The organism is Methanomassiliicoccales archaeon (assembly GCA_026394375.1).
Classification (GTDB): domain Archaea; phylum Thermoplasmatota; class Thermoplasmata; order Methanomassiliicoccales; family UBA472; genus JAJRAL01.
The window spans coordinates 13,583-28,901 of sequence record JAPKYJ010000007.1 but is presented as its reverse complement, the minus strand read 5'-3'; the positions used below and the strand labels follow the sequence as shown (position 1 = coordinate 28,901).

Below are 15,319 nucleotides of genomic sequence, written 5' to 3'. Positions count from 1 at the left end.
CCTCACCGTCGAATTCGTTCTAGTCAGACGCCTTCGCCACCGGTGGTCCTTCCAGGATTACAGGATTTTACCCCTACCCCAGAAGTACCTCTGACCTCTCCCGATCCCAAGTCTTGCAGTCTCCCCGGACTTCGGACAGTTAAGCTGGCCGATTTACCCAAGGATTTACAAGACCGGCTACGGACGTTTTAGGCTCAATAATATCGACCACCACTCGGGCCGCGGGTATTACCGCGGCGGCTGGCACCCGTCTTACCCGGCCCTTACTTCTTCTGTTTTTTAGACAAAAGAACAGCTAACACATAGTGCTAGCACTTGGAATTCCCTCATCGGGATTTCTCCCATTGTGAAGTTTTCGCGACTGCTGCGCCCCGTAGGGCCTGGACTCATGTCTCAGAGTCCATCTGTGGGCTTCCTCTCTCAAGGCCCATACGCGTCATAGGCTAGTGGGTCCATTACACCCACTACAACCTGATACGCCGCAGACCAATCCTAAGGCGTCTGAGCTTTGGACCTAGAAGCGTTCCAGCATCCTAGATCTATGGAGTATTATTCTCAGTTTCCCGAGGTTATCCTCCACCTTAGGGCATGTTATCCGCGTGTTACTCAGCGGTTCGCCGAGACCTTACGTCTCTCGACTCGCATGTCTTAATCGAATTCCAATAGCGGTGGCCGCCGGCAGGATCAACCGGAATCGATCCTGAGACAATTATAAACTGCCTCAAGGATGTATTTATCGAAATTGGCAGTACACCAAGTTTCACCGACGTACCACGATTATTGATATTGCGGTACTTGATCATCGAGCGTCGGAACCGAGAGAACACGTTCGTGGAACGGAGATCTCGATTCCCCATCTTTGTACACAGGTTTGGAATGCGGGTCGATCATCGTTGGCCATACGGCCACACTCAGGACCCAAACGCGACCTGTGCCCGAGGTAGTCTCCCTTAACTTCGGTCCTATATATAACCGTTTCGGGATGCCACCCACTGCGCCATGCATATCGCATGTCGCACACTCTCACTCTACTCCTTAGAGGTATTTGAGGGTTTCTGCCACAAGGCCAGCAATGCCACTACAACAGGACTTTTGTGCGATTCATCGGACACAACCGGACATCGTGGAAGGCATTAGTTTCTTCGCTCCCTCGCAAGGGTCATGCGATAGTGAAGATAGGATCAGGCTTGAGATTGTGGCCAATGATGGCATCTGATCCAGGGCAGAGGACCTCGTCCATAAGAAAACCTTTAAGTCGATGTCCGTATTGTCAGGGGCCGGAGCGGAGGTGGCCCAGCCAGGCAAGGCGATGGATTGCTATCTCATATATGCGGGGCAAACATCCATTGTCCGAAAGGACTCGGGGGTTCAAATCCCCCCCTTCGCGCTCCCCTTCTTAGCCAGATTTCATTTTCGATACTTCAATCAGCGGGGGATTGACTTCCTGCAGCCCCCAAGCGCTCTGAAGCATTTCGAGAGCGCTTTCCTGCCTGACACGCACGTAGTGCGATTCGGTGGGTTTCACCTGCGCGCCTGGAGGAGGGGTGCATGGAAGCTCGCGCGGTACCCATGCTAGACGTCCGAGGTGCCGGAGGCCTGAGGGCGTCTTCCCGCTCAGAAACGAGCATCGTTCAGAGGAACAGTTCCTTCCGCGTCGGGTTCGGCTCCTCCTTCTTCAGCGCATCTGTCAACTCGCGCACCGTCTCGGCATACTTCAGGCCCTCAGAGGCAGAGATCCAGGAGAGTTTGATCCGCTCTTCGCCCAGCCCGAGCGTGCCGAAGATGTCCTTGATCATGACGAATCTGCGTCTCGAGTAGTAGTTCCCCCTCTGGTAATGGCAGTCGCCCGGGTGGCAACCGGCGACCAGCACGCCGTCCGCTCCGTTCAGGAAAGCCCTGAGTACGAATAACGGGTTCACGCGGCCAGAGCACATGACGCGGATGTTGCGCACCGTTGGCGGAATCTCCAGCCGGCTCACCCCCGCCAGGTCCGCGCCAGCGTACGCGCACCAATTGCATAGGAACGCGGTGATCCTGACCTGCTTCTCTTCGTCGCTCATCTCTTCCTTGCCCCCTCGATGTCCACGAACTCCTCCGGCTCGAAGGTGACAACCGGCACCGGCTGCTCAAGTTTTTTCCCTGGATCGTAGTCGAACGCCCTCTGCAGCGACTCGCCCACTCGCTTGAAGTTGACGGCCACGGGAATGCTTACCGGGCACACGTCCTGACACGATCCGCAGGCGACGCAGCTCACCGCCATGTGCATCATGCGCCCGATGTGGAAGAACATGGTGTCCGGAGGGAGCCTCGTGCCACCCTTCTCGGCCAGCTGGCGCTCGTGGTCGGATGGCTTCTTCTCGAACAGGTTCGACTCGAACGTGCACAGGTTGCAGTAGCAGATCGGGCAGGCCTGGCGGCAGGCGTGGCAGCCGATGCACTTCCCGAATTGCGCCACCAGCCCCTCCAGCCCGGGCTTGGCAGCCTCCGACGCGAACACCTCTTCGCGCCGTTTCGTCCGCTTGTCGAGAAGCGCGTCGATGCGCTGCTGGTCCAACACACCCTCGGTCTCCTCGAATCCGAGTCCGGCCACCAGCCGCTTGCCGCGTTCGTTGTTCGCGAGCGCCTCGAATCCTCCTCCGCCGTCGACGACGCGCAGGGTCACGTCGGCGGTGTAGGGCACGAACTCCACGCAGGATTGGCAGGTGGTGCGCAGTTCGGGGTGTACGTCGTTGGCCCGCACCTTCTCCCAATAGCCGGGCATGCGCTCGTCGATGTCGCCTGGCAGCGAGGACTTAAGCGTGAATACCCCTCCGCAGGTGTAGCCGATGAAGACCAGGTTGCCGAGGTGGCTCTGGCGGCGCTTCACCGTCTCTACGAAGGCGCGCAGCTCGCAGGGGCGGATCACGACCGCGACCGGCTCCGGCGAGGCCCCCATCATGGTGAAGCGGTTCAGGACCTGCCCCAGGTTCACTGGCATGAGCGGGTGCAGTGGGGCGCTCTCCTCGATCCTCGCGGGTTCGGTGATAAGCGCGTACGCCAGCTTGCCCCCCTCCACCCGGATCAGGGCGAACACCCCGGACACACGTCGGCTCTCGAGCAGCGACCTCAGGAGCCGCTTCAGTCCTTCTTCTGGGGTCTCTCGGGAGCGGATGGCGTAGCTCATTCCTTCTCCTCCTCCAGCTCCTGCTCGCGGTAGACAATGAGGGGCAGCGGGTCCGCAGCGTCCTTCCCCGGCGCGTACTCGAAAGTCATCTGCGCCCTTTCGGAGACCAGGCTGAAAATCTGCGCAATCGGGATGCCGGCGGGGCAAGCGTCCTCGCACATGCCGCAGGAGACGCAGGTCAGCCCGATATGGTTCATCCGGCCGAGGTGGAAAAGCATCATGTCCGGGGGGAAGCGCAGCGCGCCCTTGCGCTGCGCCTGGTCGAGGTAGTCACCGGGTTCGTGGAGAAGCCGCTCCGAATCGAAGTAGCAGAGGCGGCAGTAGCACACCGGGCAGGCGCGCATGCAGTTGTGGCAGTTGATGCATGACGATAGCGCCTTCAGCAGGTTGTCGGTGCCGCGCACCTGCGGAGCGAACCCCCGGCGCCACTCCTCCCTCTGGCGCGCCCGCCGGGCCGTTGTCTCGTTCACCCGCGCCTCCCACCGGGACAGCCCCGTGCCCATCGGCAGCGCTAGCTTCTCCAGCAGCCGATCGCCCTTCTCGCTCTGGGAGATGAGCGGGACCGTACCCTCGTGAAGGTCCTTCAGTCCCAGATGGATGTCGGCCGTTCCCAGGCTCATGTTCACGCATATACGGCATATCGGCCGTACGTTCCCATCGTCGCCGGACGATTTCGTTTCGGCGAACTTCGATTCCTCTCCCTTAGGATCAAGGGCGAAGTCCTGCAACGGCAAAGCGCCTGGGCAGTCCAAGGTGATGAAAGTGAGGTTCGCGACTTCCACCTGTCTGAGCTTGAGCAGCTCCACGGTGCCGCGCAGCTCGCAGGGACGGAGCACCACCGCGACCCTGAGGCTGCTTCCGCCCCTGCGCGTCAGGCTGCTGACCACCTTTCCCGCCGCCTTGGGGATAACCGGCGGGAGCGGCACCGTCTTCTCCAGCAGTTCCCGGTCCTTGATGAGTATGTGCGCGTACCCGTCGCCCCCCGGCACCTTCATCGGCGCCAGGACAGCGTCGAACGCGCCCCCGTCCATGCCGCGGCGGAGGACCTCGAGGAGCGTGGACGAGGCATCCCCTAGATGAGGGAAGCGGACCGCTTTGCGGTGCGCGCCCCCGCTCACTTCACCGCCTCCTCGATCTCCTGGTAGATCTGATCGTAGGTGAAGTGCTTGACGCTCGCCGCGCCGGAGGGGCAGGCGGCGGCGCAGTTCCCACAGCCGCGGCAGATCGTCTCGTTCACGACCGCCACCTTGCGCTGCTCATTGAAGGTGATCGCCCCGAATGGGCAGACGTTGATGCACGACATGCATCCCTGGCACAGCGATTCGGTGATGCTCGAGGTCTTTGCCTCGATCTCGATTTTCCGCCCTGGCACAAGAGAGGCTAAGATCTGCCCCGCCGCGGCCTGCGCCTGCACCGCGCTCCCGGCGGAATCCACCGGCCCCTGCGCCGTCCCGACCACATAGACCCCGCTCATGGTCGTCGCCACCGGGTTCAGCTTCGGGTTCGTCCTGGCGAAGAACCCCGCTTCGTCCAGATCGATCGTCGCCAATTTCGCCAGCGCTCCGGCGTCCGCGCGCGGTTCGAGTCCGGTCAGGAGTACGACCAGGTCCGGCCGCAACTCCGTCTCGGCGCCGCTCTCCTTGAGGAACGTGATGACCGTGCCCTCCTCGCCCTTATTAAGGCGCACACCCGAGACACGCACCATCTCGATGCCGCTCCGGAGCGTGTCCTCGAAGAACGCCTGCTGCCCCCGGCCGGGGATGTTCAGGTCCCAGTACAAATGAGTGATCTTCACGTCTGGAAGCTTCTCCCTGAGATAGCGCGAGAACTTCAGGCCGTACATGCAGCACACGCCGGAGCAGTACCCCTTGACCTCGCGCCCGACGCAGTGAACGATGCCCACGGACCGCGGCTCTCGGCCGTCCTTTAGTTTGATCGATCCGGAGCGGAACAGGTCCTCGAACTCCAAGGGCGTGAGCACATTGCTCAATCCCCTGCGATCGTACGCGCGCATCTGGTTCGGGTCGAAGAGCTGCGCGCCTGTGGCGATCACCAGGGAGCCGACCTTGATCGTCCTCACTTCGCCACCTTCTTTGACGGGGCGCACCGTGACCTCGAAGTTGCCGACAAATCCCAGCACCCTTTCCAGGCGGTGCTCGGTAAGCACTTCCACGAAGGGGTTCACGCGCACTTGCTTGATCTTCTCCTCCAACCTAGGAAGAGGGTCGTCCATCCCTGGGTACGTGCGCGCGAGCGAACGCATCACGCCTCCCAGCACCGGCTCGCGCTCGACCAGATACGCCTTCCTCCCTTCCAAGGCCAGGGCCAAGCAGGTCTCGATGCCAGAAACCCCGCCGCCGAGCACCAGAACGTCCGGATTGACGCTCAGCTGCCGGCTCTGGAGGGGCGACTGGAACCGCACCCGCCCCACCGCCGCCTTGATCATCCGCGTCGCCTTCTCCGTCGCATCGTCGGGCTTCTCCGTCACCCAGGCGCACTGCTCTCGGATGTTCACCATCTGCAGCATGTAGGGGTTGAGGCCGGCCTTCTCCAGTACGGTCATGAACGTCTGCAGGTGCTCCCGAGGGGAGCACGCCGCCACGACCGCATGTGTCAGAGCCTCCTTGCGGATGCGCTCCTCCAGGTACGAACGGCCTTCCTGCGAGCACAGGAGTCGGTATTGTTCCGCCACCGCCACGTCCTTGAGCTTGGAGACCTTCGCGATCATCTTCGCGATGTCCACCTTGTCCTTGATGTTGGGGCCGCACTCGCAGACGAACACGCCGATCCGGTTCATCCCCTCATCCCCCCCCGCTCGTGGCCTTTAGGATGTGCGCCACCGCGGCATGCGCGTCCGCCACCGAGTCTCCCACGCCCTTCGGCGCCTGCGCTCCTCCGACCACGTAGATGCCAGGACGGGAGGTGCAAACGCTCCCTCCCTCGCCTTCCTCGAAGTAGCCTCTCTCCCCGCTCGCTATTCCCAGTATGTTGGCAAGTTGGAGCGCGTCGGCGCGTGGCTCGAGCGCCGGCGCCAGCACGACCATGTCCACGCGCAGCTCGCGGCGCGTGCCTTTCACGTCCACGTAGAGCAGGCAGGGTTTGCCCTCGCGCTCCTCCACGCGGACGTCGCCGGTCCGGATCAGGTCCGTCCCGCCGGCGATCATCCTCCTGTAGAATCTCTGGGCATCCTGACCAGGCACGGTCATATCGACGTAAAGCTCGTGCACCTCCACGTCCGGCATCTTCGCCCGGAGGTACTGGTTGAATTTGAGCAGGTACATGCAACACACGCTGGAACAGTAACCTCTCTCCGCGCGCCCGGCGCAGTGCACCAGGGCCACCGACTTCGGCGGGATGCCATCGCGCATCACGATGTTGCCGGACGAGGGGCCGTTCTGCGCGAAAAGCCTCTCGAACTGGAGTGCGTGGTAGACCTCCGGAACCTTCCCGTAGCCATACCTAACGAGCGGCGTCAGGTCCAGCAGCTGCGAGCCGGTCGCCACGATGATTGCGTCCACCTCGAGCTCGAGACTCTCGTCCTTCTGATCATAGTTCACCGCTTCGAAGACGCACGCCTCCTTGCACGCCTGGCACTCCTTGCCGTGGAAGCGGAGGCAGAGGTCGCGATCGATCATGGGGACGTTCGGCAGCGCGCCGGTGAAAGGGACGAACACCGCTTTCCTGGTGGACAGGCCCTGTTCCGCCTCGCTGGGCACGCTCACCGGGCAGGGCTCGTAGCAGGCGCCGCATCCGATGCACGCCGCCGGGTCGATGAAGCTCGCCTTCTTCCTGACAAGCACCTTAAAATGTTCGCCAGTGGGTTCGACCTTCTCCACCAGCGAAAGCGTGAGCAACTCTACGTTCCCGTCCTGCAGCAGGTCCTGCTGGCGCGGCGAGAGCATGCAGGTGGCGCACTCCAGGTCGGGGTACACCTGTTCGAAGAGCACCGCAGTGCCGCCGGTGTAGGAGGTGCGTTCGACCAGATGCACCTTGGCGCCCGCCTTCGACAGCAACAGGCTGGCTTCTATGCCGGCCACACCCGCGCCGATGACCAGTACCTCCCTGCTCGCGCTCACACGCTCACCTTTTCCTTTAGGGGGGTTGGCCCGAGCTCCCGGACGCGCGCATCGAAGCGGTTCACGATCTCGGCGAACCTCTTGCCCTCCGACGCCGAGACCCAGTGGAGCTGCAGGCGTTCCTCTTCCAGGTCCAGCTCGCTCAGTATGTCCTTCAGCAGCGCCTGCCTCCTCCTGGTGTAGAAATTGCCGGTGTCGTAGTGGCAATCGCCCGGGTGGCAGCCGGCGATTAGCACCCCGTCCGCGCCGCGCAGGAACGCCGTCAGGATGAGCACCGGGTCGAGGCGGCTGGAGCACATTACTCGGATCGGGGTGAAGGATGCCGGTACGCTAAGCCGGCTGGCTCCGGCCTGGTCCGCGCCAGCGTACGCGCACCAATTGCAGAGAAATCCCACTATTCTCGGTTCGAACGTTGCCATATGTATCTCCCGAGCGGGGCGGCGGTCGCCCAGTTCTCTGGGTCTATGCCTTCCGAACGGCAAATCCGCGTTATAATTGGATCTGAGCTCTGAACTTGCCTCCCTCGTCGTTGCAGAAGAGCAGCACCCGCTTGGTCATCTCGGCCCAGGCCTTCACGTCCCGGGGGAAGGAGTGGCAGTCCGATAGGACCTCCAATATGTCCCCCGGCTTCAATTCCTTGGCCTTGATCACCACTTCCAGAATGGGCTGCGGGCACTTCTTCCCCAGCGTATCAAGCATGTAGGTCGCCGTGATTCTCACCCATTGTTGCTGTTCGCGTGGCGGCTCAGAACGCGAAGGTCACGGTGCAGTGACTGGCCTTTGACATGAACTCGGTGGCGCCGATGATCTCGGTGTCGGTCCTGACGTCCTCTCTCTTGAGGTCGCGGGCCTCGAGCGCCAGCTCGCACAGGTAGAGCTTGCCGCCCAGCGTCTTGAACTTTCCGATCAGGTCCGTCATGGGGGGCATGCCCTTGCCGGTGATCTTCTCCAGTTCGCCCTTCTTGCACCACATTCCGCCTGCGGGGGCGAAGAACATAATCACTTCGTCCCCGACCGCCAGTGCACTCGTTCCTAGAACGAAAGGCGGATAGACGTTCTTCGGTTCTCCTCCGTTGACTACAATTGCTACTTTCGCCATTGAAACACCTTATAAATAACAATCTTAACAGGCTATAACTAGGTATCGGTTCAGGAACGGAAGCGGACGAAACGTGCACAATCGTTGATCCAGGGTGCGCAGCGTTCCATGGGCCATATCGAGGCGCTTCGACCGGTAGTGCCAATAGGGAGTACCTCGCCGCCCCCTCGAGTGTTCTGAGGTTTGTACGCGCGTATGGACGACCGAGTCAATCGGCGCGAAAGAAGCCCTCGATCATTTCAGTGCGGCCAGGAACTGGCGGGTGAAATCCCTCGCCATATCTAGCGCGTCCGGGGCCAGCGGCCCCCACATGCCGGTCACTGCGAAATGCATGGCGTTCGAACATTTCAGGCCGCGCTCCCTGCACAACTCCTGCAACTTCGAGGCTGCGTTCTTTGAATAGCCCTCGGCCATCTTCAAGGTCTTATTGCGTTTCTCCTTGTCCTTGGACAATGGCCCGATGGTGTCGAAGACTACTATTGGCCAATCCTTCTAGTAATCAACATCCAGGCTCTCTACGAACTCCTTGGCCTCCTTGGTCATGCGACCTGCCCTGGTGGGCGAGCCTATGAACATGAAGTCCCCCAAGACCGCTCCTACGCTTCCTTCCCTTAGGGCTTTCAGCTCGACTTGGTGACCTTCAGATCTGATCTGCTCGGCTATGGCCTCGGCCACTTGCTTGGTGTTCCCGTGCACGCTATCGTAGACAACGATCCCCTTCAAGGCCTCAACCTCCTCAGTCTGCGGATGATTAGGTCGCACTATTCTCAGTTCGATTCGAACTCAACGACCTCGCTGGGAGAATTCAGCCACCCATGACATAAGTCTGTCGCCTGCGCCGAGCTTGTGAGGGTAAGGTTCAGTCAACGGAGTTCCGTAGCGGTAAGAAAAAGGAGTAGAGTGTCTGAGGCCACGAGTTCAATCCTGATAGATATGGTCTTCCAAGGCCGCAAAGAGATCGAGGAGAAATACGACTCAGTGAAGCGCGACAAGGACCGCCTCACGGCAGCCTTGACAAAGATATATACGCGGAGCCGATTGGAGGCGCGTGAGGTTCTTCGTCGAGACCTATGGCTGCACCATGAACCAGGGCGAGGGCCAGGAGATGGAGCGCAAGCTGGACCACCTGGGTCACGAGGTCTCTTGCACGGCTGAAGAGGCTGAAGTGGTGGTGGTCAACACCTGCACTGTGATCGAAGCGACGGAGCTGAAGGTTCTGAAACGCATGCGCCAGCTGCGCAACGAAGGCAAAGGGATCGTGGTCACGGGCTGCATGGCCTCGGTGCAGGCGGATGAGGTGCTGCGGAAGGTCCCGGATGCGTTGGTCATTCCTCCCGCAAGGTATCCTGATTTCGAGACCCTCGTCGAAAGCAGGTTCGGGGCGATGGACACGAGACCAGCCGCCCCGAAGATCAAAGGCATCACCGCCATCGTCCCTATCTCCCAGGGCTGCTTGGGCTCGTGCAGCTATTGCATCACCCGTTTGGCGAGAGGTTCTTTGGTCAGCCGACCTCCGGAACATGTGCTGGCACAGGTCAATGAGGCGCTAGGGGCGGGAGCGAAGGAGATATACCTCACCTGTCAGGACACCGGTTGTTACGGCTACGACCTGGGCACGAGCTTCGCCGAACTTCTGCGGAACGTCTGCCGATTGGAAGGGGAGTTCCGAACGAGGGCGGGTATGATGAACCCGGACAGCCTGAAGGACATCATCGGCCCTCTTGCCGAGGCCTTCAGGAACGAGAAGGTCTACAAGTTCCTCCACTTGCCAGTGCAGAGCGGCAGCGACGAGGCCTTGAGACGCATGAAGCGCGCATATACGGTGGGAGAGTTCGAGGATCTGGTTTCCAGATTCCGCAGGGTCATTCCAAAGCTCACGCTCTCGACGGACGTCATCACAGGTTTTCCTGGGGAGACGGAGAAGGAGCATGTGGCCACAATGGAATTGCTGCGCCGGATCAAACCGAACATCGTAAACGTCACCCGCTTTTCCGCTCGACCTGGTACGGATGCCCTGGCAATGGACGATCAGGTGGTCAGCCGCCACTCGAAGGAACGTTCCCGGGAGATGGCCAGGCTGCGTTTCGAGATCGCCAAGGAGATCAATGAGCAGAGGGTAGGGGAGAAGACCTATGCACTAGTCAGCGAGCAGGGCAAGGGGGGTTCGCTCATATGCCGCGATCCCTTCTGCACACCCATAGTAATCAAAGAGCACGCTATCCTCGGCGAGCTCAAGAAACTGGAGGTGGTCGGCTATGCGGCCACTCATCTTTTCGGCCGACTGGTGTGAGCTGCAATCAGCACCAGCGCAGTCCAGTGTTTAAATAGGAGCAGGCTAATCGAGGTTTCCGTACAGCCCCGTAGTGTAGTGGTCAATCATGCTGGCCTTTGGAGCCGGTGACGGCAGTTCGAATCTGCCCGGGGCTACTTCCCTTTCACCATTTCTCTTTGTGCGTCACAGTGTCCAGCTGTAGCCTGGGCGTCCTGCGCCAGGCTTCCTTCGGCCGGCCTATGGGCAATAAGGCGACCGGGCGGGCGCATTCGGGCAAGCTGAGGATCTTGGTCACTTCGCGCTCGTCGAAGGCTCCCACCCAGCAGCTTCCGTATCCTTTGCTGGCGGCGAAGAGCAGGATATGTTCCACGGCCGCCGCGGAATCCTGCAGGCAGTAGAGCTCCGTGCCTCGGATGCCGTAGTTGCGGATGCGGACGAGGTTGGCGCAGACGACGATGACAACCGGCGCCTCATCCAAGAACTCCTGGCCGAAAGCGGCCTTGGCCAGCCTCTTCTTCGTGTCCTTGTCCCGGATGACGATGAAATCGCGTGCCTGCAGATTCCCTGCCGAAGGAGCCAGCTGCGCCAGTCGAAGCGCTTCCATGATCACCTCTTCCGGTACGTTCTCCTCAGAGAACGAACGCACGCTCACCCGTTTCTCGATGCTTTCTACCAGTTCCACACCCAGACCTCCAGGGCTCGTCTGGTAGGGACTAGGAAGCAGGCCTCTAATAAAACCTCTTGGCGGCAGGCAGCACCAATGTTAAGTAATGTCTCGGGCACTTACTGAGCGTGACCGTGGAGTGCAGCATCGAGATCGATTATCCGGACGAGGAGAGCGCTCAGAACGTGGCCCGCTCCATCTCCTTGGATAATGACCGATACGTGGAAACGAGGCTCGATGGGAAGAGGCTGATGCTCAAAGCGCAGGCCTCCTCCCCTGCCTCCATGCTGCATACGCTCGAGGACCTTCTATCCTGCCTGCGCGTGGCAGATACCATCGTGGGCGATGAGGGCTCAGAGCTTGACGCCCTCTCGGACCTTGACCGCTAGGCCCTTCTTGATCGCCAACATCTCGCTCCTGATGAGCATGGTCCGGCCGATCGCCAGCAGGCTGTCGCTTTCGTCCACCACCAGCACCTCGTCCATCGGCACCAGGTCTGGGTCGCAATCGACGACGAAATTGCAGAACACGTTCTTGCCCTCGCGGTTGAACGGCACCGAGTCCTGATTGACGATCACCCTCAGCCTTGGCGAAGGGAAGCCCTTTCTCAGCCGCTCCCCCCCAGCCGGCTTCAAGGAGAAGAAGCCGTCCGGCGCGCGCATGGACAGGATGTGCTCTCCGTCCACCAGCACCGTGCGGATCTTGCCCGTGTTCTTGGACTTGTTGATCTCCACTTCACCTTGTAGCAGGTGATCAGCCGCTCCCTTGCCGAACTGATAGTCAGCGACGGCTCTGACCCGGGCAATGTCGATGTCGAAAGTGGATGGCCCGGTGGAGAGCATTCTTAGCATGTCCCGGGTCTCATTGCCGTCATATACCACGCACATGCCGTATTCCTGGCAATGGGAGAAGCGCTCCATGAGCTCGTCGATGTGCGCGCTCATCTCCATGTCCAGGGTGCGGGGGAAGAGAGACTGAGCGATGGGATAGGCCTCGTCAAGCTCGATGGGCACTGGCCCGAACGGCGACATGATCAGGAAGTGAGCGTCGCTGTCCTTGGAGATCTCCGCCATCTCCTTTTCGTAGACACGAGAATAAGGCTTGTCCGCGTCCGCGAATCCCACCAGCATCTTGTTCGCAGGCTGGCGATAGCGTTCGAAGTATCTCTTCTCATATCGGAACACCGCTGGACGATGGAGCGTCTCCGGCCCGGTGTAGAACAAAGCCCCCTCCCGGCTCAGCGGCTCAAAACGTTCCAAGAAGTCCTTGTGCCGCTTGAGGCGCCTGAGCGCGTCGAGGAGCGCGGGATGCACCCGGCAGCGGACCTCTACCAGCTCCCAAAGGTCTCCCTCCTGCAGGGCGGTCTTGGCCCTCTCAATCTCTCGCTTCGAGACATGCAGGTTATGCCTGGCCATGACCCCGATCCGCTCTTCCTCGGGCAACTCGCGCAGCGATGCCAGAGTGTGTTTTGAGCAATAGGGGCAGTCGCAGTCCAGACCCTTCATTTCCGCGAGGCGTACGGTGCCGTAGGGAAGCATCATGCGACCATCCCGTGCGAACTTCGCATAGGAGGCGGAATCGAAAATGTCGCAGCCCAGCAGTATCGCCAGCGGGAAGAGCATCGGATGCCCCGCCCCAAAGAGATGCACTGGCCTGTCCGGCGAGAGACCTTTCTTGGAAGCGATGATGACATCCACCAGGTCCGCGAAGCGATAGGTCTCCATGATGGGCACCACCCCACCGATGGGGAAGACGTCCACATCCATGCCGGAGAGCCTCCGGGCGCAGTCCTCGCGCAGGTCGGCGTAGACGGAACCTTGCACCACTCCGGCCAGAAGCATGTCGCCTTTGAGCCCAGTGGCCTGCTGAGTGCGTTCCAGGGTGGTCTCCACCGCCTGTCTCGTTCTCTCTTTGCTCCAATCTGGCTCAGTGAAGATGTCCAGCACCGTGCCGATGTCCGAGCCGATGTCCCGCTGGAAGGACACCATCTCCTCGTTCCCCACCTCCACCTCCCCGTACATATGGCTCTGGAAGGTGCCGCTGTCGGTCATGATGGTGCCAGGATAGTCGAGGAGTGAGTGCAGTCCCTCCTTCAGAGCGCGTTCGCGCAAGCGCTCGTCCTTCTTGATGATGTAGGAATTGGTGATCAGGCCCTGGAACCCGAAGCTGTCGTGGAGCTCCCGCGGCGACACGGCGATATTGCGGGGGTTGATGACCGGAAGGAGGACCGGGGTCTCCAGCTTGCCCCTTCGGGTCTCGAACTCGCATATCCGGGCCAAACCGTCCCGTTTCAGGATCTCTAGCATCATCCGATGGAATCGAATTTGCATAATAAGCCTTTGGTCGTCCGGGATGCGGAAGAATCATATGCCCGGAGGGATTTCGTAACGCTTCGGTCCAGATGAACGTGATGATGCACAAGATGGTTATCGCCGTGCGCAGGGACCTGAAGCTCTCGCCCGGCAAGATGGCCGCCCAGGTGGCGCACGCGGCGGTGAGCTGCGCCCTCGCTTCGAAGAAGAAGAAGCCTGAATGGTATGAGCGATGGTACAACGAGGGGCAGAAGAAGGTCGTGGTCAAAGTTGCGAACCTGAGAGAGCTCTTCGAGTTGAAGGTCGCTGCTGAGGACGCCGGCCTGGTCACCGCCCTCATCACGGATGCCGGGCTGACGGAGCTGCCCCCGAACACCACCACTTGCCTCGGCATAGGGCCGGCGCCGGACGAGCAGGTGGACAAGGTGACGGGGCACCTGGGGCTGATGTGAGGTGAAGAAGCACATCCGGGTGCTTGGGATCGATGACGCCCCTTTCCGTTTCGAGGGCGAGAAGGTTCTGGTGGTGGGAGTGGTGATGCGCCTTCCGGGCTATTTGGAGGGTGTGATGCGCACCGAATGTTCGGTGGACGGGGACGATGCCACCTCTTCTTTGGAGGAGATGATCTCACGCTCACGCTTCCGGGAGCAGTTCAAGCTGGTCATGTTGGACGGCGTCGCTCTGGGTGGATTCAACGTGATAGACATAGATCGGTTGCATGAGAGAACGGGCATTCCCGTGGCCACGGTGACCAGGGACCGCCCGGACATGGACAGGATCGAGGATGCCTTGCGGAAGTACTTCGATGACTGGCGGACAAGGCTCGAATTGATACGGAGGCATCCGCTGCACGAAGTCCCAACGGATCACAAGCCTCTGTTCGTCTCGATCGTCGGCATCTCACTGCCAGAGACGCAACAGATCGTCAGCCAAAGCATTGTGCGAGGGGCGTATCCGGAGCCGTTGCGAATGGCGCACATCATTGCCAGCGGCATGGTGAAAGGCGAATCCCGAGGCAGGGCCTAAGCCACATCCTCGAGGAAGGACTTCAATTGGGCCGCCATTTCCGCGTTCTTGTCGTTGATGTTCTCCACCAGGACCTCGGACTGTCCTCGGTTCAATGGAAGGATGCGCACCCGCAGCCCGCTCGACGGCAATTCGAAATGGCTACCCTTCCTCCTCGGGGCGCGCCTGTGCTCGTGCCCTCCATCCGAGAGGTCCTTGACCAAGTGCTCTTCCAGGGTCGCTGGGGTGCAACAGAAAAAGCGCTTCTCTGTGCAAGCGAATCGCTCCTTGTTCCTGGCGTCGAACGTCATCACTCCCAGCAGTGCCAGGAGCAGGCCGCCACTGATGGCGAATGTGGCAGGCTTCTCCGGATCCAGACCTTCATATGCCGAAAGCAAGGAGATGACGAGCACGCTCACCACGGCGATGTAGATCATGCCGATTACGCTGGTGACGAGCTTCTGCGGCATGGTATTGCGGGCCCAGGTCTTGAAATGCAGGCGGTGCATCTTCATCGCTGGTAGGAGAGTCAGCAGCGCCACAAGCACGATGGCGAAGAAGGTGGCGTTGAACAGAAAGTCGAATAGCAGGAACGAGTAGAGCATGAACGCCATGAGCGAAGGGGCTACGACAGCCAACACGTACTGGATGACGTTCTCCGCCTTCTCTATCTGGATTTGATGCTCGCTCGCTCCCGCTGCCATTCCCATCCCAAGGGCCTATAGAGG

17 protein-coding genes, 2 tRNA genes and 1 rRNA gene are annotated in these 15,319 nt (G+C 60.6%); 6 read left to right on the top strand and 14 right to left on the bottom strand.

The features are described 5' to 3' along the window. Window positions 1-695: ribosomal RNA gene (locus NT137_01515) — 16S ribosomal RNA — on the bottom strand; the annotation flags it as partial. Between the two features lie 587 nt (window positions 696-1,282). Here NT137_01515 and NT137_01510 point away from each other — a divergent pair. Beyond that, a tRNA-Ser gene (locus NT137_01510) sits at window positions 1,283-1,387 on the top strand. Between the two features lie 244 nt (window positions 1,388-1,631). Here the strand turns inward: NT137_01510 and NT137_01505 are convergent. The 10 genes from NT137_01505 to NT137_01460 all read right to left on the bottom strand — a co-directional run bounded on the left by NT137_01505 (window position 1,632) and on the right by NT137_01460 (window position 9,061). Further along, window positions 1,632-2,060, bottom strand: coding sequence for a hydrogenase iron-sulfur subunit (locus NT137_01505; protein ID MCX6652021.1), 429 nt, complete (start codon window positions 2,058-2,060; stop codon window positions 1,632-1,634). After that, complete coding sequence (locus NT137_01500) at window positions 2,057-3,163, bottom strand: 4Fe-4S dicluster domain-containing protein (GenBank protein ID MCX6652020.1); 1,107 nt, start codon at window positions 3,161-3,163, stop codon at window positions 2,057-2,059. The genes NT137_01505 and NT137_01500 overlap by 4 nt, the downstream gene beginning before the upstream one ends. Further along, window positions 3,160-4,281 (bottom strand): hypothetical protein, encoded by a 1,122-nt coding sequence (locus NT137_01495; protein ID MCX6652019.1) that lies wholly within the window; start codon window positions 4,279-4,281, stop codon window positions 3,160-3,162. The genes NT137_01500 and NT137_01495 overlap by 4 nt, the downstream gene beginning before the upstream one ends. Next, window positions 4,278-5,960: an FAD-dependent oxidoreductase gene (locus tag NT137_01490; protein MCX6652018.1), complete on the bottom strand. Its 1,683-nt coding sequence runs from the start codon at window positions 5,958-5,960 to the stop codon at window positions 4,278-4,280. Before NT137_01490 ends, NT137_01495 begins: the two co-directional genes overlap by 4 nt. A 4-nt stretch (window positions 5,961-5,964) precedes the next feature. Continuing rightward, complete coding sequence (locus NT137_01485; protein ID MCX6652017.1) at window positions 5,965-7,239, bottom strand: FAD-dependent oxidoreductase; 1,275 nt, start codon at window positions 7,237-7,239, stop codon at window positions 5,965-5,967. Further along, window positions 7,236-7,658: a hydrogenase iron-sulfur subunit gene (locus NT137_01480; protein ID MCX6652016.1), complete on the bottom strand. Its 423-nt coding sequence runs from the start codon at window positions 7,656-7,658 to the stop codon at window positions 7,236-7,238. Before NT137_01480 ends, NT137_01485 begins: the two co-directional genes overlap by 4 nt. 70 nt (window positions 7,659-7,728) lie before the next feature. After that, the gene (locus NT137_01475; protein ID MCX6652015.1) at window positions 7,729-7,959 is read right to left on the bottom strand and encodes a sulfurtransferase TusA family protein; all 231 of its coding nucleotides are present in this window, start codon (window positions 7,957-7,959) and stop codon (window positions 7,729-7,731) included. A 25-nt stretch (window positions 7,960-7,984) separates the two neighbouring features. Then, window positions 7,985-8,338, bottom strand: a complete 354-nt coding sequence (locus NT137_01470; GenBank protein ID MCX6652014.1) for a DsrE family protein — start codon at window positions 8,336-8,338, stop codon at window positions 7,985-7,987. Window positions 8,339-8,572: 234 nt separating this feature from the next. Beyond that, complete coding sequence (locus NT137_01465) at window positions 8,573-8,791, bottom strand: hypothetical protein (GenBank protein MCX6652013.1); 219 nt, start codon at window positions 8,789-8,791, stop codon at window positions 8,573-8,575. 39 nt (window positions 8,792-8,830) lie between these two features. Next, window positions 8,831-9,061, bottom strand: coding sequence for a flavodoxin domain-containing protein (locus NT137_01460; protein MCX6652012.1), 231 nt, complete (start codon window positions 9,059-9,061; stop codon window positions 8,831-8,833). Window positions 9,062-9,386: 325 nt separating this feature from the next. Here NT137_01460 and NT137_01455 point away from each other — a divergent pair, with 325 nt between their 5' ends. Both NT137_01455 and NT137_01450 read left to right on the top strand, forming a co-directional pair. Further along, entirely contained in the window at window positions 9,387-10,628 is a 1,242-nt protein-coding gene (locus tag NT137_01455) for a tRNA (N(6)-L-threonylcarbamoyladenosine(37)-C(2))-methylthiotransferase (protein ID MCX6652011.1), read from the top strand. A gap of 64 nt (window positions 10,629-10,692) precedes the next feature. Continuing rightward, window positions 10,693-10,765 (top strand) — tRNA-Gln (locus NT137_01450). Between the two features lie 8 nt (window positions 10,766-10,773). Here NT137_01450 and NT137_01445 read toward each other — a convergent pair. Continuing rightward, entirely contained in the window at window positions 10,774-11,292 is a 519-nt protein-coding gene (locus NT137_01445) for a nitroreductase family protein (GenBank protein ID MCX6652010.1), read from the bottom strand. A gap of 110 nt (window positions 11,293-11,402) precedes the next feature. On the opposite strand from NT137_01445, the gene NT137_01440 reads away from it, so the two are divergent. Continuing rightward, complete coding sequence (locus tag NT137_01440) at window positions 11,403-11,663, top strand: KEOPS complex subunit Pcc1 (GenBank protein ID MCX6652009.1); 261 nt, start codon at window positions 11,403-11,405, stop codon at window positions 11,661-11,663. Here NT137_01440 and tgtA read toward each other — a convergent pair. After that, window positions 11,628-13,583, bottom strand: coding sequence for a tRNA guanosine(15) transglycosylase TgtA (gene tgtA, locus NT137_01435; GenBank protein MCX6652008.1), 1,956 nt, complete (start codon window positions 13,581-13,583; stop codon window positions 11,628-11,630). The two genes, NT137_01440 and tgtA, sit on opposite strands and share 36 nt — an antisense overlap. Window positions 13,584-13,675: 92 nt before the next feature. Here tgtA and pth2 point away from each other — a divergent pair, with 92 nt between their 5' ends. Continuing rightward, a complete protein-coding gene (gene pth2, locus NT137_01430) occupies window positions 13,676-14,038 on the top strand; it encodes a peptidyl-tRNA hydrolase Pth2 (protein MCX6652007.1) in 363 nt (120 codons plus the stop codon). 1 nt (window position 14,039) lies between these two features. Then, window positions 14,040-14,612: a DUF99 family protein gene (locus NT137_01425; GenBank protein ID MCX6652006.1), complete on the top strand. Its 573-nt coding sequence runs from the start codon at window positions 14,040-14,042 to the stop codon at window positions 14,610-14,612. On the opposite strand, the gene NT137_01420 is transcribed toward NT137_01425, so the two are convergent. Continuing rightward, on the bottom strand, window positions 14,609-15,295 hold the full coding sequence (locus NT137_01420; protein ID MCX6652005.1) for a hypothetical protein: 687 nt from the start codon (window positions 15,293-15,295) through the stop codon (window positions 14,609-14,611). The genes NT137_01425 and NT137_01420 overlap by 4 nt on opposite strands. Between the last annotated feature and the right edge of the window lie 24 nt (window positions 15,296-15,319).

What these genes read in the sequence shown, in the direction of transcription:
- NT137_01505 (MCX6652021.1), bottom strand. Translation starts at nt 2,060, where the DNA reads ATGAGCGACGAAGAGAAGCAGGTCAGGATCACCGCGTTCCTATGCAAT.
- NT137_01500 (MCX6652020.1), bottom strand. Translation starts at nt 3,163, where the DNA reads ATGAGCTACGCCATCCGCTCCCGAGAGACCCCAGAAGAAGGACTGAAG.
- NT137_01490 (MCX6652018.1), bottom strand. Translation starts at nt 5,960, where the DNA reads ATGAACCGGATCGGCGTGTTCGTCTGCGAGTGCGGCCCCAACATCAAG.
- NT137_01480 (MCX6652016.1), bottom strand. Translation starts at nt 7,658, where the DNA reads ATGGCAACGTTCGAACCGAGAATAGTGGGATTTCTCTGCAATTGGTGC.
- NT137_01470 (MCX6652014.1), bottom strand. Translation starts at nt 8,338, where the DNA reads ATGGCGAAAGTAGCAATTGTAGTCAACGGAGGAGAACCGAAGAACGTC.
- tgtA (MCX6652008.1), bottom strand. Translation starts at nt 13,583, where the DNA reads ATGATGCTAGAGATCCTGAAACGGGACGGTTTGGCCCGGATATGCGAG.
- pth2 (MCX6652007.1), top strand. Translation starts at nt 13,676, where the DNA reads ATGAACGTGATGATGCACAAGATGGTTATCGCCGTGCGCAGGGACCTG.
- NT137_01420 (MCX6652005.1), bottom strand. Translation starts at nt 15,295, where the DNA reads ATGGCAGCGGGAGCGAGCGAGCATCAAATCCAGATAGAGAAGGCGGAG.